General features: G+C 68.0%; 14 protein-coding genes. 2 read left to right on the plus strand and 12 right to left on the minus strand.

The genetic code is table 11. The features are described from left to right. Nucleotides 1–94: 94 nt before the first annotated feature. The 3 genes from WMF28_RS15655 to WMF28_RS15665 all read right to left on the minus strand — a co-directional run bounded on the left by WMF28_RS15655 (nucleotide 95) and on the right by WMF28_RS15665 (nucleotide 5,221). Complete coding sequence (locus WMF28_RS15655; RefSeq protein ID WP_437603038.1) at nucleotides 95–1,288, minus strand: vWA domain-containing protein; 1,194 nt, start codon at nucleotides 1,286–1,288, stop codon at nucleotides 95–97. Nucleotides 1,289–2,122: 834 nt separating this feature from the next. After that, a complete protein-coding gene (locus WMF28_RS15660) occupies nucleotides 2,123–3,364 on the minus strand; it encodes a hypothetical protein (RefSeq protein ID WP_437603039.1) in 1,242 nt (413 codons plus the stop codon). Between the two features lie 801 nt (nucleotides 3,365–4,165). Then, nucleotides 4,166–5,221, minus strand: coding sequence for a hypothetical protein (locus tag WMF28_RS15665; protein WP_437603040.1), 1,056 nt, complete (start codon nucleotides 5,219–5,221; stop codon nucleotides 4,166–4,168). Between the two features lie 690 nt (nucleotides 5,222–5,911). Here WMF28_RS15665 and WMF28_RS15670 point away from each other — a divergent pair. Continuing rightward, the gene (locus WMF28_RS15670) at nucleotides 5,912–7,375 is read left to right on the plus strand and encodes an FAD-dependent monooxygenase (RefSeq protein WP_437603041.1); all 1,464 of its coding nucleotides are present in this window, start codon (nucleotides 5,912–5,914) and stop codon (nucleotides 7,373–7,375) included. 62 nt (nucleotides 7,376–7,437) lie between these two features. Next, nucleotides 7,438–8,730 carry a hypothetical protein gene (locus WMF28_RS15675; protein WP_437603042.1) on the plus strand — a complete coding sequence of 431 codons (1,293 nt, stop codon included), beginning with the start codon at nucleotides 7,438–7,440 and terminating at the stop codon, nucleotides 8,728–8,730. Between the two features lie 208 nt (nucleotides 8,731–8,938). On the opposite strand, the gene WMF28_RS15680 is transcribed toward WMF28_RS15675, so the two are convergent. The 9 genes from WMF28_RS15680 to WMF28_RS15720 form a co-directional block, all read right to left on the minus strand. Next, on the minus strand, nucleotides 8,939–10,567 hold the full coding sequence (locus WMF28_RS15680) for a nitrilase-related carbon-nitrogen hydrolase (protein ID WP_437603043.1): 1,629 nt from the start codon (nucleotides 10,565–10,567) through the stop codon (nucleotides 8,939–8,941). A 689-nt stretch (nucleotides 10,568–11,256) separates the two neighbouring features. After that, on the minus strand, nucleotides 11,257–12,204 hold the full coding sequence (locus WMF28_RS15685) for an aldo/keto reductase (protein WP_437603044.1): 948 nt from the start codon (nucleotides 12,202–12,204) through the stop codon (nucleotides 11,257–11,259). A gap of 3 nt (nucleotides 12,205–12,207) precedes the next feature. Further along, entirely contained in the window at nucleotides 12,208–12,921 is a 714-nt protein-coding gene (locus tag WMF28_RS15690; RefSeq protein WP_437603045.1) for a phytanoyl-CoA dioxygenase family protein, read from the minus strand. Between the two features lie 8 nt (nucleotides 12,922–12,929). Beyond that, nucleotides 12,930–14,255 carry an MFS transporter gene (locus WMF28_RS15695; protein WP_437604263.1) on the minus strand — a complete coding sequence of 442 codons (1,326 nt, stop codon included), beginning with the start codon at nucleotides 14,253–14,255 and terminating at the stop codon, nucleotides 12,930–12,932. Nucleotides 14,256–14,304: 49 nt separating this feature from the next. After that, nucleotides 14,305–15,213 carry an AAA family ATPase gene (locus WMF28_RS15700; RefSeq protein WP_437603046.1) on the minus strand — a complete coding sequence of 303 codons (909 nt, stop codon included), beginning with the start codon at nucleotides 15,211–15,213 and terminating at the stop codon, nucleotides 14,305–14,307. 122 nt (nucleotides 15,214–15,335) lie between these two features. Further along, nucleotides 15,336–16,298 (minus strand): FecCD family ABC transporter permease, encoded by a 963-nt coding sequence (locus tag WMF28_RS15705; RefSeq protein WP_437603047.1) that lies wholly within the window; start codon nucleotides 16,296–16,298, stop codon nucleotides 15,336–15,338. Then, a complete protein-coding gene (locus WMF28_RS15710; RefSeq protein WP_437603048.1) occupies nucleotides 16,295–17,092 on the minus strand; it encodes an ABC transporter ATP-binding protein in 798 nt (265 codons plus the stop codon). The genes WMF28_RS15705 and WMF28_RS15710 overlap by 4 nt, the downstream gene beginning before the upstream one ends. Continuing rightward, nucleotides 17,089–17,937, minus strand: a complete 849-nt coding sequence (locus tag WMF28_RS15715) for an ABC transporter substrate-binding protein (RefSeq protein ID WP_437603049.1) — start codon at nucleotides 17,935–17,937, stop codon at nucleotides 17,089–17,091. Before WMF28_RS15715 ends, WMF28_RS15710 begins: the two co-directional genes overlap by 4 nt. 134 nt (nucleotides 17,938–18,071) lie before the next feature. Further along, nucleotides 18,072–19,679, minus strand: coding sequence for a cobyric acid synthase (locus WMF28_RS15720; RefSeq protein WP_437603050.1), 1,608 nt, complete (start codon nucleotides 19,677–19,679; stop codon nucleotides 18,072–18,074). Between the last annotated feature and the right edge of the window lie 56 nt (nucleotides 19,680–19,735).

Genomic DNA, 19,735 nt, shown 5'->3' on the forward strand with positions numbered 1-19,735 from the left:
ATGAAGCTCGTCACTCGCCGGCTGCGCACCGGGAGACGAGCAGCTGGCCGGCGCCTCCTCGCGAAGACCTGTGTCGGCCAGCGAGCGTCGTCGATCACAGGGGCACTTGGAGCACGTCCTCGCAGGTGAAGTCGACACCCAGGGAGACCTCGACGTCGGCCTGGACCACGGCGCAGGTGTCATCGCAGAGGATGATCGCCGTCGGGTTCACAGGGTCGTCGTAGCGCCACGTGCCTGGGACCGAGCAGGCCTGATCATACGAGAGGGTCGTCGGCGTGTTGGTCGCGGCGCTCGTGTAGGTCACGTTGACCTTTTGCTTGTCGAACGTCCTCCCGTCGGGCGGCGGCGGGATCGGGATCGTGCACGAGACGGCGGCGCCGCGGATCTTCTCGATCGCGGTCTTGAACGCGGCCGTCGTCTGCGTGGGGTCGCCGGTGTTCAGCATGGACGCCTCTCCCGTGCCGCCCGCAGCGGCGATCTCGTGCAGGTTGGTGAGGCTGGGCGGCGCGCCGGCCCCCTGCGGACTGTCGACCCCGATCACGAAGGTCGAGATGTTGTTGGAGAGTGCAGCCTCGACGTTACTCACGACGTCCTGGAGCGTGTTGCCTTGCCGGCACCCCTCCGGATAGCCGTCGGTCACGAGCACGATCGCATATTTTCCGGGGTTCTGCTGGCGCTGCGCTTCGATGTAATCGACGATGCCGTCGACCGCGAATGCCGTCGGCGTGGTGGTGCGCCACGAATCCCTGACGCTGATCTCCGGCTCGATGACATCGAGCGCCTCGCCGAACGCCGGGGAGGGCAGCGGCGTCATCGGGACATTCGGGGTCGAGTAGAGGGTGCTCTCGCACGCCTGAAGCGCCTGAGCCGCGCCCGGGAAGAACGTGAGCGACGCCCTGAACCCGGCGGACGCGCTATCCACGAAGAACTCCTTCGTCGCGGCCACGACGGGATCCCACTTCAGATCCTTCCTGCGCCACTCCACGTCGCTCGCTGTCATGCTGGCCGATACGTCGAACGCAAACACGAGGTACACCTGTTGAAACCCGGCCTGGGACGACTGGGTGGCGCACGCATTCCCCGCGCCCGTCGAGCCCCCGCTGCTGCCGCCGCCCGTGCCGGAGCCCCCGCTCGAGCCCACGCCGCTTCCGCTGCCGAAGGTGTCGTCAATCCCGGTGCTGGTGCTGGCGCCGTTGCCGGAGCCGTTGCCGGCGCCGCTCTGCGAGCCAGCGCTGTCCCCGCCGCCATCGTTGGCCCCTCCGCACCCCGCGCCGAACAAAGCCACCATTGGCAATGCAATGGCTATCCTAGGCAATCTCATGAGCCAGACTCCTTCTGGAACGCGTGCCAGCGCGGTCCGCGGGCACGAAGTTAGTTCGCAACGAGAGGTCTCCAGAGGCGGAATTTTCCAGTCGTATGCCTCGCAGGAGCCCCGGATCGATGATGAGTATAGTCGATGACGCTGATCTTTGCGCGGGATACGGTCTGAAAAGACGCAGCGTCGAGTCGCGGCCGTCATCGCGCAATGCGACCCCGGCCACGCAACCAGCATGGTCGTCGGCGTGAAATCTCACATCCGGGCGTCGTAGGTGCTGGCCCGCGCCGTCCCTCATGGCGCGGGCCCCAGCGGCGCGGGACGGCCGCGCGCCCTCGTGGCGCGGAGGCCGCCGGGATCCGAGGGGCAAGGCAGCGGTCCTGGACAAGGCAGAGCGGCCCGCGCGGTGGCCCATGTCGCGCCGCGTGCAAAGGTCGCTCGTCGGGGGTGTCAGAAATGTCGCCGGAGCTCCTTGCGGTGGACGTCCTGAGGGGATCCCTCAGAGACGCCTCCCATCGCGCGTGCGCGGAGTCCGAGCTGCGAAGCGGCGTGAGCGCCGCAGGCAAAGCCCCCTGGCGCCCGCAACGCCGGCGTCCACGCCGACGTGCGCCCGCGGCGCTGCCCGCGCCACAGGTTCGGGGCAAACGCGCTCGGTCGCGCAGCGCCGACCCACCCGAGGCGCCCCGACAACCGGCGACCGGGCGGTAGAAGGCGTATTCGACGTCCCAGCCTCTCCACCCCGGCCGGGACGTGTAATCCCCGCTTCCTGATGATTCTTGATCGTGTTTATCTGCTAGCGTCTATCAATCATTGAATCGGCGCAGGCGCCGCGTCCGGTGCGGGTGCGGGCGCCGCGTCCGGTGCGGGTGCGGGCGCCGCGTCCGGTGCGGGTGCGGGCGCCGCGTCCGGTGCGGGCGCAGGCGTCGGCGCGGGCTCCGGGGCCGGCGTGGGCGCAGGCGCGGGCTCCGCCTTGGCTGGCGCCGGCTTGCAGGGCACGCAGGGCGGCAACCCTGGCACCTTCGAGCCCACGGCATAGGAGAGCGTGAGCAGGATGTTATTCTGCACCTGCCAGGCGTCGATGAGCTGCGGCTGGCGCACGACATGGAGCTGGTAATCGAGGGACGCCCACTCCACGAGCTTGAAGGAGAGCCCCCCGACGATGTCGACGTTCATGAGGTCCAGCGCGCCGCGCTCATCGCCTGCGTCCAGATCCGAATACACGATCGGCAAGAGGGCGGCGATGCCCGCCTTGTACGTGATCTGCTTCTCACGGAGCGTGCCCGAGGCCTCGATGACAGCCTCGGCGCCGAGCTGGTTATAGCCCGAGAGCTCGCTCACCTCGACCTCGGGCGTCCCGTCGTCGTCCCCCAGGGCGAGCACGCCCGACGCAATGACCTCCTGCGCGCCAGCGCCGGCGCGCGCCTCGACAAGGACGGACTCCCGATTGACAGGCTGGACGAAGACGCCGAGCGACTGCTTGAGCGTCACGGGCTGGAACGGGTCGCTCAGGTGAAGGCGCGTCCCGGTGCTCGCCTCGGTCGTCCCGTCCGCGCGCGTGATCGCGTAGGTCGTCGGCGCCGAGCGCGGGTCGCTGCCAGGGAACATCTGCGTATCGAGAGCGAAGCGACCGAACGGCCCGAACCAGGGCACGACGTGGTAGAGGTAGATCGCCTCGAAGGCGAGCGCGTCGCGCGACTTGACCCAGGCCTCCAGGGCCGGCGTGCGCGTCACGCCAGCGCCAGCGCCGAGCGTCATGCGGAGCTCATGGGCGGCCTTATTGAAGTCGAGGGAGCCCTCCAGAATGAAGCCTGCGGATACGCCTGTCCCGTCTGCCTGCCCGACGACGCTGCGGTTGTTGGCCAGGTTGAACGTGCCGCCGAGGAGCAGCCCCGGTGACCAGCCCTCCACGCGCCCCGGATCGGTCGCGGGCGCTTCGACGTACGTGGTCTCGACGGAGGGTGCCGACTGCGCAGAGGCTCCGCGAGCGATGAGACCGGCCACGGCGCACGCTGAGGCTACAAGCCCGAAGCGCTCTTGAGAGATTTTCATGGGATACCCTCGGCGAGTGTGCTGAATCAGGTGCAAACGCGGGGTCTATAGCACAGAGAGCGTTCAACGAGAGTCGAACGTAGAAATTTTCAAGAGAGAGCGGCGCCGTCGGGTAAACGGCTGGGTTTCACGTAAGCTCACCTCGCCCGAGCCTTCTGTCACGAACGACGCTGCTTGGAGGCGATGGGGCCAAGGCCGCTCCTCTCCAGTCGCTCGTAGCGCCCCGCCCACCTGCGCGCCTTTCCGGAGAACGACGGCTGTTGAGGTCGCTCCGCGCGGGGCGTCGCCTCACTCCACGCCTCGGCGCCCGCTGACAGGTCAGGTATCCAAGGAGGTTCCCTTCCGACCGATGGGGTCAACGACATGCCTCTGCGACCAGCAACGGAACGAAGCGGGGTTGCGGCGGTTCGGTGCGCGCATCGACCGGGCGAGCCTGCTCCGTCGGGTGGTCCTCGAGGCGGTGTTGGCCTGCCCGTGTGGCGCCCGCAACGCCGGCGTCCACGCCGACGTGCGTCCGCGCCACAGGTTCGGGGCAAACGCGCTCGGTCGCGCAGCGCCGACCGACCCGAGGCGCCCTGACAACCGGTGGCTGGGCGGTAGAAGGCGTATTCCACGTCCTGGCCTCCCGAACGAACGCTTCATGTGCTCGAAAGGCCGCACAAGATAAGCTCCACTTGCGAGTGCGAGCTGGGTACACGCGAGCTTTCCTCGCCGGCGACGACGCCAGCTACGTGACCGGACAGATCTGGCAGGTCGACCGGTAGTTCAAGCTCGAATGAAGGGTATTCGGTTGGAGAATGCTCAATCGGGGAATGACTTCGATGCGTACACTTCGGGGAGTTCGCCGGCGAACGCGTTCTTCCGGTAGAAGGGATTGCCCATCAGCTCGGTCGAGTGATACACGGTGATCTTGTTCCCGTTCGAGGTCGAGCCCTTCACGGCCACGCCGTTCACGAAGATGCACACGTTCTCCGCGTAGCTCGCCTTCGTGGCAATGCCCTTGGCGTCGCAGAAGGACACGTTCGTCGAGCCAGCCGTGCCGTTGAATCCGTACACGGTATAGGTGTCTCCCAGGTGCTTGCTCAGGGTCCTGGCCGACGAGCTGTTGTTGAATTTCTCTGGAGGGGAGGCCAGTTCCGTGGCGCTCCAGCAGGCGTCCAGCACGATGCGCCGTGCGCGCACTTCACACTCCTTCTGGATCTTCCGGAGCTCCGCCGCGAAATTCTTCGCGGGCCCGCCTTCCTGGCCGGGCGTCTCGCCGAACAACCACTGAACGTTGCCATGCGCCGTCAGCACCACGATGACGTCCTTGTCTTTCAGCGCGTTCTGGACCTTGTTGGGGATTTTGCCGATCGTCTGCTTGCCGGTGTCGAAGCTGATCTTGGAATCGTTCAGGATCGTGCAGTTGTTCAGCTTCGTGTAGAACGCGTGGCTCGTGTTGAACAGGTTGTCCTGGCCGTTCGCGTCGAAGGTCAGCGTCAGGATGATGGCGGGTTGTTTCTCGTATTCAGGACACCGCAAGAGCTGCGCGAACGTCTGCTCGCCCAGGTAGTTGACCTCGTCCCTCAGCATCGGCTGAACGAGCGACGCCGCCGCCGCGCCGACGTGCGCCGCGTGCGGTGGCGCCGCCGTCGCGGCGGGGCGCGCGGCGCGCTGGGCGACCGTGGCGGGGTGCGGCGGCAGGACCCGAAGCGCCGTGGCGGGGTGCGGCGCCACGGAGCGCTGCACCGTCGCCGCGTGCGGGGGAGGGCGCTCGATGGTCCGGCGCTGGGCAGCGGCCGGCGGCGCCGGTTCCGGGTCGAGCACGGCCGGATGGGCCAATGGACGGGCGCTTACGGTCGCCGGGTGCGGCTGCAAGGGTCCCGCCGGAGGGCGCGGGCCCCTGGCTGGTCGCGCGCGGTCGTTCGCCATCTGGCCTGAGTGTAGTCCAGCGGCGCCCGAGCAAACAAATTCGTCCACGTTGGGGGGAGCCGTGCGCATCGCCTTGGCGGGTAGGAAACCGTAGAACTCCCCGACGGCCGCATCGCAACTCGGCATCGGAGGCCACGCTGCAACGGCGCCACCCACCTCGTGCTCGAGCCCATCGCGTTCATGGCCAGGCTGGCCGCGCTCATCCCTCCACCGCGCTAGCCGTTGCTGGGCCTGTCCGGCGTGCTCGCGCCGCACGCGTCGTGGCGCGGCGCAGAGCGGTGCGCGCACCCGCCTCGGCACCGGCGTCACGAAGCCAGTCGGTGCGCGCATCGACTGGGCGAGCCTGCGCCGCAGGGGGGTCCTCGAGGACGTGTTGGCCTGCCCGTGTGGCGGGCGGTGGCGGCTCGTGGCCGACATCTCCGAGCGCGAGGTCATCGTCGCCATCCGGATCCGGGACGCGGATCTTCGCTGCGCCTTGTTCGTTGGGGCCGCGCCGTATTTGCGCGCCGTGGTCCGCGGGGGGGAGCACGCACGGAGCGCGCGGGGGAAGGCCACGGTTTCCCCTTCCCGCTGCAAGCGTATATCAGACATAGGGGCTTGCTGGAAGCCCCGGGTCATGCCGCACAGTCCCTGACCATGACGAAGCACGCAGTGGTCATCGCTGGTGGGGGGCCGACGGGGCTGATGTTGGCGGGGGAGCTCGCGCTGGCGCGGGTGGACGTCGCCATCGTCGAGCGGCGCGAGAGCCAGGAGCTCGCGGGGTCGCGCGCAGGAGGGCTGCAGGCACGCACGATCGAGGTGCTCGATCAGCGCGGGATCGCGGATCGCTTCCTCGCGGAAGGGAAGATCGCTCAGGTCGCGTCGTTCGCGACGACGCCCCTCGATCTCAGCGACTTTCCGACGCGCCACAACTACGGGCTGGCGCTGTGGCAGAAGCACTTCGAGCGCATCCTGGCCGCGTGGGTCGAGGAGCTCGGGGTGCCGAGCTACCGCGGGTGCGAGGTGACGGGGTTTGCCCAGGAGGACGCCGGGGTCGATGTCGCGCTGTCCGATGGGCGGTCGTTGCGGGCGGCGTACCTCGTCGGATGTGACGGTGGGCGCAGCCTGATCCGCAAGAAGACCGGGATCGGTTTCCCGGGGTGGGAGCCGTCGGTCAGCTACCTGGTGGCCGAGGGCGAGATGGTCGAGCCGGCGCTGGGCATCCGCCAGGGAGACAAGGGTGTCTATGGCATCGGGCCGCTCGAGGACGGCAAGCGGGTGCGGGCGGTGCTGAGCGAGAGGGAGATCCGGCAAGACGAGGAGCCGACCCTGGACGACCTGCGCGAGGCGCTCGTCGCCTCCTACGGGACCGACTTCGGGGTGCACGGCGTCACGTGGCTCTCGCGGTTCAGCGATGCGACCCGGCAGGCGGCGTCGTACCGGGAGCGGCGGGTGCTGCTGGCCGGCGATGCGGCGCACGTGCACTCCCCGGCGAACGGGCAAGGGCTCAACCTCGGGGTGCAGGACGCGGTGAACCTGGGGTGGAAGCTGGCGCAGGTGGTCCACGGGACGTCGCCGGAGAGCCTGCTCGATACCTACCAGGCCGAGCGGCACCCGGTCGGGGCGCGGGTGCTCAAGCACACCATGGCGGCGACGGCGGTCCATCGGGGCGACGAGCGGACGAAGGCCTTGCGCGAGACCCTGGCCGAGCTGTTGACGCTGGAGGAGGCGCGCAAGCGGTACGCCGGGCTGATCTCGGGTCTGGACATCCGCTACGACCTCGGCGCGGGACACCCGCTGCTCGGGCGCCGCATGCCCGATCTGGACGTGGAGACCGAGGGCGGGCCACGGCGGGTGTTCACGCTGCTGCACGAGGCCCGGCCGGTGCTGCTCGACCTCGGTGAGCCCGGGGCCCTCGACCTCGGTCCCTGGGCGGATCGGGTGAAGCGGGTCGACGCGCGGTACGCCGGGGTGTGGGCGCTCCCGGTGCTCGGCGCGGTCGCGGCGCCCAGGGCCGTGTTGATCCGGCCCGATGGATACGTCGCGTGGGTGGGAGACGGCACGGACCAGGGCCTTCGTGAGGCCCTGACCACGTGGTTCGGGCCGCCCACGGCGGCGTAGCTCGCTCAGCCGCCCGCGTCACACCCGGTCGCCCGGCGATGCGCCCCGGCTCGAAGAGCTGCATGGGCTGCCACTCCGCGGGCAACATCGCGCCCTTCAGCCTTACCGCGTACGACGAGGCCAAGGCTGTCGCGGCGCTGATGGTCCACACGACCAAGGCGGGCACGATGCCGCCCTTCGCCGTGCGTGACACGGACGAGTGCTCGACCCGTCACGCGTGGAAGGGCGACATCCGCCTCTCCGACGAGGAGATCAGCACGCTGGAGGCCTGGAGCGAGGCCGGCACCCCCAAGGGTGATCCGAAGGACGCGCCCGCCTCGTTCGTGCCGAAGAGCCCCGACCTGCCGGGCATGACCCTCGAGGTTCATCCGAACGAGCCCTACGTCACCTCCGGTGAGCAGGACGAGTTCCGCTGCTTCATCATCGATCCCGGGCTCACCGAGGACCAGTACCTAAATGGTCTACAGATGGTGCCCGGCAACCATAAGGTCGTTCACCATGGGATAATCTCCATCGATCCGGAGTGGAAGTCCGCGAGCCTGGCCGGCCCCGACGGGAGCTTTCCGTGTGGCGCCGGCGAGGTCCCGAATGGCGTGGAGATTGGATCGCTCCAGATGCTCACAGCCTGGGCTCCCGGCACCGACCCGGTCGATCTGCCCGAGGGGGTGGGTCAGCTGATCCCGAAGGGGTCGCTCATCATGATGCAGATCCACTACCACCCCGCCGGCACGACGGCCGACCCGGACCTGACGCGCATCCAGCTCAGGCTCACCAAAGAGAAGCCGAAGTACGGCTTCCTGTACCACCTGATCGGCAACTTCGATGATCCGGTCGGCCAGTTTGGCTTCGGGCTGCTGCCGGGTCCGGGCGACAAGAACGGCGTCGAGTTCCTGATCCCCGCGGACAGCAAGAACCACGTGGAGACGGAGCAGTTCACGGTCCCGGCCCCGGACTCGCCCGGATCGCAAGAGATGCCGTTCCCGCCGGGCACTCGCATCTATGGCGACTTTCTGCACATGCACTACCTGGGATTCGACGAGAAGGTGACGGTCACGCGGGCGAACGGCTCACCCGATCAACCCAAGGAGGAGTGCCTGGCGCACGCGCCGAAGTGGGAGTTCGGCTGGCAGCGCTCGTACTCGTACGACGCGCCCATCGAGACGCTCCCGGCGCTCGATCCGGGCGATGTGCTCCAGGTCCGGTGCACGTACAATAACTCGACGGAGAACCCGTACGTGGTCAAGGCGCTCAAGGAGGCGAACATGATCTCGACGATCGACGTGGCCTACGGCGAGGGGAATACGTTCGACGAGATGTGCGTCGCCGGGCTCTCGCTCGTGTACCCGATGCCCTGACGGGAGCGGAGGCGGGAGGCGTATAAGGCATGCGCTACATCGAACAAGAGCTTCGCCGCTACCTTCGCTGCGGGCGCCTGCCGTGGGGCTTCGTGCGCGCCGCTCGCGCCCCCCTCGGAGGCAGTAGATCGAGCGCGCCCACGGCGGCCGTTGCCGCAAGGCGAAGAGCGTGGATAACAACGAGGGCGCTCGCTGCCCCCTGCCTTCGTCACGGAGGAGGCTTCTGCCCGAGGAGCACGCTCAGATCGAACGGGTAATAGGTATTGAGCTTCCGCTCACGCACCGGCGGGATGTCGACCGCGAGAACCTTCACCGGATCCCTGGCCGAGAGCTCCGTCGCCGAGATCGTGTACATCCCGCCGCTCTCGACGAGGAGACCGAAGCCCGCAGCGTCGGACGCTGCCAGGTGGAAGCCGGCGTTCGTGTCGCTCTTCCAGGCGGACAGGAGTGCCACCTTGTCCCAGACGCCGCCGTCCGACGCGAGGCTCGAGGGTATCACCACGATGTCAGCACCGGCCTTGGCCAGCGCGACGCCGATCTCGGGGAAGACCGAGTCGTGCCCCGTCACGAGCCCCACGCGCGCATCGGGCAGGTCGACGAGCTCGGGCCTCCTGCCGCTCCCCGGATCCGCGCCAGCGGCGTGGATCGCGGGAACCGTCCGCGGAAGTCTCCCCCTCTCCATCACGAGCAGGGACTCACGTGCGCCGGCGCCGGATGGCCTCTCGCGGATCGTGGTGACGAGCAGCTGAACGCCTCTCCGATCGACGAACTCCCGCCACGCCGACCATGGGGGATCGCTCCAGTCCGGGAGCGGCTCCTGCGCGGTCTCCCCGGAGATCCCCAGCGCCGGTAGCACGACCAGCTCGGCCGGAGCGTCACCCCATCTCGAGGCGACGAGGTCGAGGTTCGCGGCAGGATCGGCCTGAGGGACGTAGGAGAGGACGCGGATCTCGACCCTGCCGGCAGGAGGCAGCCCGGCCTGGCAGGACGCGGGGGCCGTTGGCACGAAGCAAGGCCCTGCAAGATCCGCGTAAGCCTGCGGGCGCCGGTTCGCGATGGTGTCGGTCGGGTTGCTCTTTGCTCCGATCCGCGCCCGCGGGATCGACATCGTGGCGTAGAGAATCTTGTCGGCCGGCGCCGTCATGTCCTCCGCCCGGTGACGCAGCTCGACCTTTCCCTGGGGGTCGATCACCACCGACGGCGCGTCGTTCATGTCATAAACGTACGGGTCCGCCCCGCGGCGATCGACCTCTTGGCCCCAGCGGTTCGCCACCGCCATCCAGACGCCGTTTTCCCGCGCCCGCGTGGTCCAGATCGCCTCCTGCCCGTAGTCACCCCACCAGTTGGCCGGTGCGACGACGACGTCGGCTCCCTGCAGCGTCGCGATGCGCACCCAGTCCGGCAGGTAGGTGTCGGAGCAGATCACGGCGGCGAGCTCGCCATACGGCGTCGAGATGACCTTGAAGGGCGTGTCGCCACGAGCATTCCACGGCGTCGTCCCGCGCTTGCGCTCCACGCCGAGGAGACCGCCTGGACCAAAGATGGCCGCCGAGTTGAACAGTGACGCTCGCGTCCGCTCGGCGACGCCGACAACCACGTACGCCGCATATCGCTCGGCGAGATCTCGGATCCGATCGAGCTCAGGGAAGGGCGAGACGGAGCCCAGGCTCGTGCTCACCTCCTCCGCCGTGATCGAGTATCCCGTGGTGGCGAGCTCCGGCGCGACGACGATCTTCGCGCCTTTGATCAGCGATTCCTCGACGAGCTGCGCTATTCTCGCGACGTTCTGGTCACGCTTGCCGAGCTCCGGGTTCATGTGGAGCAAGGCGACCGTCACCGTCACCTCCGCGCCGGATGCCGGCAGCGGCGGCTGCGCGCTCGTTGGAGCGCCGCCCGAGCAGCCGAGGGCAAGCACGAGGGGGGCCGACCAGGCTGCGGAACCATTTGCGCAGCTGTGCCGCATGAGGCAGCCGATCCTGCCAATGGAACGACGGAGGTCCATGTGCCATACCCTCAAAGAACACTGCTATATGCAATCTCGACGTAACGACGTAACGACGCAGCGCTCGCCTGGGTCGCTGCCCTCCGGCATCCGCCCCGGAAATCCCTATCAGGACGAGCCAGTGTATGTCAATATAGCGCCGCGATGATCCACCAGCTGGGACAAATTGGCCTCCCGTCCAACGGCTGCGCTGCCATTTTGACGGTCGGGGCCGTGGGCCCGTTGCCAGGGCGACGCGTGCATGGGGGCATGGAGGTATGGTGGTGATGGCGAACAAGGCGAGTGTCTGGGCGGGACGGTCGCTGAGCCTGCTCCTGCTCCTCGGATGCAACGTGGCGCCGCCTCCGGGAAGCACCGGAGGGGTCACGAAGCAGTCGGACGGGTCCGGGCGAGGTTTGAGCATCGTGAACACGGACTACCAACCCACCAATGTCTCGCTCCTCGACATCGAGGGAGCCGTCCTAGAGCGCTTCTGGAGGAGCGCCCGCGGTGGCCCTGCGGGCCGCGGCCCCACGGAGACGGGCTCACCAGGCGTATGCCTGCGGGGCCTCGCCACCGGGGCCGGGCCAGATCTGCTCTAGCCTCGTCACAACCTCCTCACTGAGAGCCATATCCATGGCGCCTACGTTCTGCACCAGCTGCTCGACGGTTCGCGGTCCGATGATCGCCGCCGTGACGGCCGTGTTGCGCAGAACCCAGGCGAGCGCGACGTCGGCGGTGCGATGCCCAGCCTGCTGACACAGGTCCTCGAACGCTCTGAGCTGCTCTCGATGCTGCTCCGCTATGCGCTGAACCCAGCTGTCTGCGCGGCGCCCCGGCGCAGGGCTCGTCAGTCCCCCGCCGAGCAACCCGCCGCCCAGCGGACTGTACGCCAGCAGCGCCATGCCGAGGGCCCGACAGCAGGGGATGACCTCGAGCTCGATCATCCGCCTGCGGAGGTTATAGACACTCTGTTCCGAGACGAATCCAGGCCACTGGTGCTGTCGACTGAGGCTATTGGCCGATGCTATGTCCCATGCCGCGAAGTTGCTGCTCCCGACGTTCAAGACCTTTCCTTCCCTCACCAGTTGATCCATGGCCTGCCATAGCTCTTCCCACGGACAGGCCCGGTCGACATGGTGGACCTGATAGAGGTCGATACGGTCTGTTCTCAGTCGCCGGAGGCTCTGCTCACACGCCTCCAAGATGTGACGCGCCGAGAGGCGCGGCTCGTCCGGCCCTCGGAAGACCTTCGTCGCCAGCGCGATCCTGCTTCGTCGGCCTTGTCCGAGCGCCAGCCAGTTTCCGATGATGCTCTCCGCTCGCCCCTCGCTGTAGACTTCGGCCGTGTCGACGAGGTTGATCCCGCAGTCGGTCGCCCTGTCCAGCAGCAGAAATGCGTCTCTCTCGGAGGTGTGCAGCCCGAAGTTCACTGTCCCCAGACAGAGGCGGCTGACGCTGATGGCCGTGGGGCCGAGAGGGCAATATTTCATCGGCTAAAAAGGGGGAGGCGTCCTCATGAAGTCATTGTGGTGGTAGCGATCGGCTCCTCGGACAACGAGGGTCCTCAGGTAGCCGAAGCTCGACTCCACCGCCGCGCGCTCGAACCGAACCTCCGGCGTCGTGAACCGCAGCGCGTAGGCTATGCGCGGACTAGAGCTCATATTTCCCTCCGAGCCGTGATAAAGATACCCGGAGAAGAACGTCGCCTGGCCGGGGATCATCTCTAGCTCGACGATCGGGAAGCTTGAGCTGTCGATGTCCGGTATATGGGAGTCGTGGGGCACGGTCCGATGCGAGCCGGGAATCACTCGCAGGCCGCCGTTGCCGTGATGACAGGCGCTCAGCGCGATCCAGGCCGTCAAGTTGGTGTCGCGGTCCAAGACGGGCCAATAAACGGCGTCGCAGTGCCAGGGGACGATGTCCTCCGATCGCGGCGGCTTGTACCAGACGTGGCTCGCCCACAGCACCAGATCAGGTCCCAGCACGGCCTCTACGCAGTCGAGGAGCGCCGGCGTCGTGGCGAGCTCGTACGCCCATCGATGCCTGAGGTGGTACCCCGATAGCGCGTGGGGATCGGGGCGACCTCCGCTCTCGCCCAGCGAAGCGAGGAAGCTCCGCCGATAGTGGTCGGCCCTGGCCCGGTCGAAGACCGGAACGGGGTCGGCATACCCGTTGCGCGAAAGCTGTTCAGTCAGGGTGGATTTCATGCTGAATGCTACGCGCCGTCTCTCGGCAGGACGTCGTGCCGCGCGCCAGCAGAATCGCTGGCGTCGGGCAGGACAGAGTCGATCTCTCGGATCGAGCGGACCTTGTACGCGGCCGCAGCGAGCCCCATGGTGGCCAGGCCCGCGACGATGAAGAGGAGGCTCATTCCAGCGCCCGGGCCCGAGCCGACGAGCCAGGAGAGGAACGGGACCCAGGCCCCCCCTGGAGATAGCGCCGGCTCCAGCACATAGTCCGCGAGGGGACCGGCGATGAGCATGGCGACGGGGACCATCGCGTCGACGACGATGCGCCGGGCGGCGAAGACCCGCCCCTGGGCGTCGGGATGGATCTTTGACTGCCAGATTGCCTGGTTACACCCGTACAGGATCGGAAAAAAGAAGGAGGTCAGGAAGGATGCCATTCCCCAGGTCACAGGCGTGCGACCGAGGCCAAGCAGCACCTGACCGAAGAGGCCGTTGAGAAAGATCATCAAGAGCACTCCCTGGATGCGCTTTCGCGGCCCTCCCCACAAGCCCATCGCGATGCCTCCGGCCACGCCTCCAGCCGCGCCTGCCACCATGACCGACGCCAGAGTTGCCTCGTGACCTCCCGTCCGGGCGAGGACCAAGGGCGGCAGCAGAATCCCGAACATGCTCAGAAAGTTGTTGACCGAGAGGACGAACAGCAGCCCGACGAGGCTCTTGCGGCCAAAGACCGTCCGGAAGCCGTAGGTCGCCTCCTCGATGAGCCGCGGGCGGTCCCTCGGCTCGGTGGCCAGCGCGCGCGCTGGGAGCCGGACGAAGATCAGGAGGGCGACGGCGATCCCGAAGCTGGCGGCGTCCAGCATGAGGACACCATCGAGGCCGACGCTGCGATAGAGCGCCGATGCTGCCACCGGAGAGAGCAGGCCCGAGAGCGAGAGCGACAGCGACATCATGCCACTGGCGCGCGCATAGGACTCCTTGGACAGGAGGACGGTCACCGCTCCCAGATAAGCCGGCAACTGAAAGGCGACGAAGGCGCCGGTCAGCAGCTTGGCCACGTAGAGGTGCCAAGGCTCCAGCCCGACGGTCCTGTTGATGCACAGGATCCCGACCGTCACCGCGCCGACCCCTAGGTCGGCCACCGCCATCGCCCACCGCCGGTCAAGGCGATCGACGAGCACGCCGGCGAGCGGGCTGACCAGGACGACGACGCCGAAGGAACACAGCTCGAGGGTGGTGATGGACGCAGCGTGATGCGTTCTGTCCCAGACCCATATCGTGAACACGAAGCTGCTGATGCCGGTCCCGAGCGTTGACAGGAGCTGACCGAACCAGATCGCAAGAAACGACATCGGCAGCAATCGGAGCATCCTCCCGATCCCCTCGAGCGAAGGTGTCTCCTCACGGGATCGCGCGGTCGCTCATCGGCCCAGGATCCGGGGGGTGCGCCGAAGGGGGCTGGGAGAGGAAACGCTCCTGCAGGAGCCAGAGATTCAGGTGTTTGATGATGTGATCTGCGCAGCGATCCAGCTCCTTCATGAAGCCTTCGCCTGACGCGATGGTCTCCGGCGCCGACGCTGCCTCGCTCTCCTGACCGACGAGGGTGATGCCGGACAGGAAGGGGATGACGCCCATGCAAGGAATCCCGGTCTTGTCCTCGAGAATGCGGACGCCGTCGGCGAACTCGCTTGGATCCCCATGAAATTTGTTGATGACGAAGCCGGCGACCCGGGATCGCTCCCTCTCTGTGAGAAGCGATAGCGTCCCGATGATGGAGGCGAACACGCCGGTCTGCTCCGCGCTCCCTACGAGCAGGCATCGCGCGTCGAAGGTCTCTGCGACCCAGCAATTCGACATATCGCGCTCTTTGATGTTCAGCTCGACAGGGCTTCCGCAGCCCTCGATGACGATGTGATCGAATCGTTCGGCGAGTCGGCGGTGGCTCTTGACGATGACGGCGCGGAGTGAGTTGTACCGATGCGTGATCGGGATCTCGGCCAGCCCCGGGGACGGTGCTCCGCAGACGATGATTTCGAGCTTGTCCCCCACCGCCTTGAACATCAACGGGTTCATGTCGACGTGGGGCTCAAGGTTCGCCGCCATGGCCTGGTGCGCCTGGTGGACGTGGATCTCCCCGCCTGAAGCCGTGAGGTAGGAGCCACGCCCAGACGACATCGACATGGGCTTGAACGGGGCGACGGCCTTGCCCTGACCGCTGAGCCAGCGGCAAATGGCCAGCGTGACCAGCGTCTTCCCGACCAGGGACGATGTACCGAGGACGAGAACACTAGGGCAATTCCTGCTCGCCATGGTGAACACGTCGCTCCAGGAGGATCTAGGCCGTCAAGTTGACTACTCTAAGGCAATACCTGCCCCCGTATCAACCATTACGATCGGCACGAAAGAATATGTTCCGTCTTGCGTGTGTTATTTCAACGGTACTGCCGCGCGATCAGGTACACCAGGGTCGGCGCGCCGAGCGCGGCGGTGATGACCCCGACCGGCAGCTCGGCGCCCGCGATCACCGTTCGCGCGATCGTGTCGCACAGCGCCAGGAATGCGCCGCCCACGACCAGGGACATCGGCAACAGCACGCGCCGGTTGCTCCCGAGAGTGAGCCGGACGACGTGAGGCACCATCAGCTCGACAAAGGCGATCGGGCCGCACCAGGCGACGCAGCCGGCGACGCCGAGCGCCCCGCAGCCGATCGCGATCGCGCGCACCAGCGGGACGTTCATACCCCGGCTATGCGCGAGCTCCTCGCCTGTGGCGAGGACGTCGAGGGAGCGCGACAGGCCGATCAAGCCCAGCGCCGTGATCGCGGCGATCGGCAGCAGGAGGACGATACCGCGGTAGCCCACCTGCGGCAGGTACCCGAGCGACCACCGCACCGCAGCGAGCGTGGCGGTCTCATCGGCGGAAAACTGGATGGCCGACGACGCGGAGCCGACTGCGAGAGAGCTGGCGATGCCGGCGAGGATGATGTCGTTGTTGCGCGCCCGCCGGCTCAGCGCGACGAACGTCACCGCTGCGCTCACCCCCAGCGCCCCGAGGAAGGCGGACAGGGTGAGGACCGGCAGCTCCCCCCAGACCATGCTGCGGACCCCGAACACAATGGCGATCAGGGCGCCGAACGTCGCCCCCGCCGTCGTCCCGACGGTGCTGGGCGTGGCCAGCGGGTTGAAGAAGATCACCTGATAGGTCGCGCCGACCAGCGAGAGCGTCCCCCCGACCAGGACCGCCATCAACACGCGCGGCACACGGAGCTGCCAGAAGATGAATTCAGCGCTGTCCTCGACCAGCGGAGGGCCCACGAACGGTGCGGCGCCGATGATCAGCGCGGCGCCGAGCACGAGCGCGCCTATCCTCGTCCCGGCGCGGGCGCGGGGGCTCATGCGAGCGGCGCTGCGTCGGGCGGCTCGACCAGGAACAAGGGTCGGCCCCCCACGTCCACCGCCCGCATGCGGACGCCGAACAGGGCGCCGAACAAGGCGCCGAAATCCGCCGCTCCGTAGCTGGTCACGAACTCGATGCGTCCGTTCTTCATCCCCACCACGTTCAGGCGGTTGGCCTCGCCGTGATGGACCGAGTACGCGAGCGCGTTCACGTCGTGGGTGACGCAGAGAACGCTCTGGCCAGAGCGCCAGAGGCGCACGAGCTGCCCGTAGAGCTCGAATTGCTGCGCCGGATCGAGGTGGTTTGCTGGCTCGTCCAGCAGCACGAGCGGCGTCTCCTGGGCGAGGAGCGCCGCGACGAGGACGCGCTGCAGCTCGCCACCAGAGATATCGGTGATGAGGCGGCCCGCGAGGGGCGCCGCGCCCACCGAGGCCAGCGCCTCCTGCGCCGCGGCGAGCGAACGCCCCCGGCTCTCCCGGAACCGAAACCGGGCTGCGGCGACGAAGTCCACGGCGGGGATCGGCTCGAGGATCACCCCGCGCTGCGGCAACCATCCGAGCTTGGCCGCGCGCTCCCTCCCGGAGAGCGCGGAGAGCGGCTCGCCGTCGACGAGGACACGGCCCGACGAGGGCTGGATGACCCCGAGCGCCACGCGTATCAGCGTCGTCTTCCCGGCGCCGTTGGGGCCCACGACCGCGACGAACTCGGACTCGATGAGGCGCAGCGTGACGTCGTCGAGCAGCCTGTGCGCACCCACGTGGACCGTGACATGGTCGAATTCGAGGACGGTCATCGGGGCTGCGCCTTCGCATCGTGGATGGCCGCGGCGACCTTGTCAAGGAGCCCCAGTATGCGCGGCCCCGTCGAGTTGACATCAGCGCCGTGGATGACACGGATGGCACCTCGCTTGGCCGCGGCGATCGGCAGCGCCTTCCAGTCGGTGAGATAGCGAGCTTCCACGCTCTCCTCGAGCCGATCGACGTCGACGAGGATGAGCACCACCTCCGGGTCCAGCGCGATGACCCGCTCCAGCGACAGGTTGGGAGCTCGGAAGATGTCCTCTGCGATCGCGTTGCGGCCGCCGGCCGCCTCGAGCACCGCGCCGTGGAGCGCGTTGCGCCGGAAAAACCAGATCTCGCTCATCCTCCCGGAGGTCGAGCCGAGCACCATGAGCACGCGTGGAGCGCCCTCCGGAGGCCGCCGGGAGAGCCGCTCCTCGAGCGTGCCGGCCAGCGCCTCCGCGGCCGATTCTCGCGACGTCAGCCGGCCGAGCTCTCGCGTGCCGCTGACCACCTCCGAGAGGGTCTGCCAGGGCAGCAGCTCGGCACGCGCAATCGCTCTGAGCTCCTCCACGCGCGAGTTCTGGGTGCGCTGGCTGATGATGAGGGTCGGGCGCAGCCTCGCGATCGCCTCGACGTTCGGGGTCAGCGCCGTGCCTGCCTTCGTCCGGCGTTGCGCGTCGTCGGGGTAGTCGCAGAAATCGCTCACGCCCACGACGGCCCCGCCCGCGCCTATGGCGAAGAGCGTCTCCGTGATGGCAGGGGAGAGTGAGATGATGCGAAGCGCGCTGGCGTTCTCCTGAGGCGGGCGCCGGTCGCACGCCCACGCGAGCAGCGCCGAGGAGAGAGCCCCGAGCACGAAGCCACGGCGGACCAGGCGGCAGGCAGGGAGCTGTACCGCCTCCTTCGTGGCCCCGGCTCTGCCGCTCGACCTCGGCAACGTTGGCCCCCCCGCGACATATGGCGCGAACATGTCCCTGTGGCGTCGAAACGTCAAGCTTGGCCCCCCCGCTGCGTGCCCGGCGTCTCATCGCCGACCAGCAGCATCCTGGAGAGATAGGTCTCGTCCAGGTGCCGCATGACGTGGCCTGTCCAGCGGTCGATCTCGGCATCGTAACCGCCTGAAAGATAGGAGCGCACGCCCGGCAGCGCCGGCCAGCCGCGCTCTTTCCGCAGGGTGTTCAGGAGGTGCAGGCGGAACTCGTCGTTGTCGAGCAGGCCGTGCAGGTAGGTCCCGAAGACGCGGCCATCCTCCGTCTGCGCCCCGTCCAGGATGACCTCCCCGCCGCCGGCCCGCCTCAGGTGCAGCAGCGGCCTGCAGCGAGGGTCGGTACGTTCGGTCCAGCCCATGTGGATCTCGTAACCCACGAGCTGTCCCACGCCCGGTCGCGCATCGACGAGCACGGCGGTCGCCTGGGTCGTCGTCTTGTGAGCGTTCATGATCGTCCGCACGGGGAGCAGACCGATGCCTTCGACAGCCACGCCGGCCTTGTCCTCGACCTTGTGAGGATCGTCGATGCTCTGCCCCAGCATCTGCATGCCGCCGCAGATCCCGAGGATGCGACCGCCGCGCGCGCCGTGCCGCGCGAGCGCGTCCGCCAGCCCGCGCTGGCGCAGCCACTCCAGGTCCGCGACGGTGGACTTGCTGCCGGGGAGGATGAGCAGGTCCAGGCTCGCCACCTGCTCCGGGCGTGTCACGTAAACGAGCCGCACGCCCGGCTCCCGCGTCAGGGGGTCGAGATCCGTGTGGTTGGCGATGTGGGGGAGCTGCACGACGCCGATGGTCAGCGCCTCGCTGTCGCCCGCGCCCGCGGTGGGCGGCCCGTCGCCGAGCGCCACGCTGTCCTCGGCCTTCAGGCAGATGTCCGGCAGGTGAGGGATGACGCCGAGGCAGGGTTTTCCGCTGCGCTTTTCCAGGAAGCGCACGCCGTCGGCGAAGAGCAGGGGATCGCCGTGGAACTTATTGATGACGAACCCCGCGATAAGGCGCCGCTCCGAGGGGGTGAGCAGCGAGAGCGTGCCGAGGATCGACGCGAAGGCGCCGCCGCGATCGATGTCGGCCACGAGCAGGCACGGCGCGCCCACGGCCCTGGCCATCCAGAGGTTCGAGACGTCCCGCGCTTTGAGGTTCATCTCCGCCGCGCTGCCGGCCCCTTCGAGCAAGACGACGTCGTGGCGCGTCGAGCACCGACGGTAGCTCTCGAGAATGATGGAGCGCAAGGCGCTGTACCGGCGATCAGACGGCAGCCTGCCGAGCTCCGGTGACACCTTGCCGCGCACCACGACCTGCACCGAGGCGTCGGCTCCCGGCTTGAGCAGCACCGGATTCATGTCGGCGTGAGGGGTGACTCCGGCCGCGAACGCCTGCTGCGCTTGAGCCCAGCCGATCTCGGCGCCATCCGGCGTCACGTAGGAGTTGAGGGCGATATTCTGCGCCTTGAAGGGCGCCACATCGACGCCGCGGCGGCGCAGCCAGCGCCCCAGCGCCACGACCAGCAAAGACTTTCCCACGTTCGACGCCGTGCCAAGGACCATCAAGGCGCGGGTTGAGCTCCGCCTCTCCCGGCCGTGGTGTGCCTCGCGCGTCGGGGGGTTGACCATGCTGCGGACTGTACCCCCATCCCGCGGGGGGCGGGAGGCCCCTTCGGCGGGGAACG

This window comes from Sorangium sp. So ce590 (assembly GCF_051521365.1).
GTDB lineage: Bacteria > Myxococcota_A > Polyangia > Polyangiales > Polyangiaceae > Sorangium.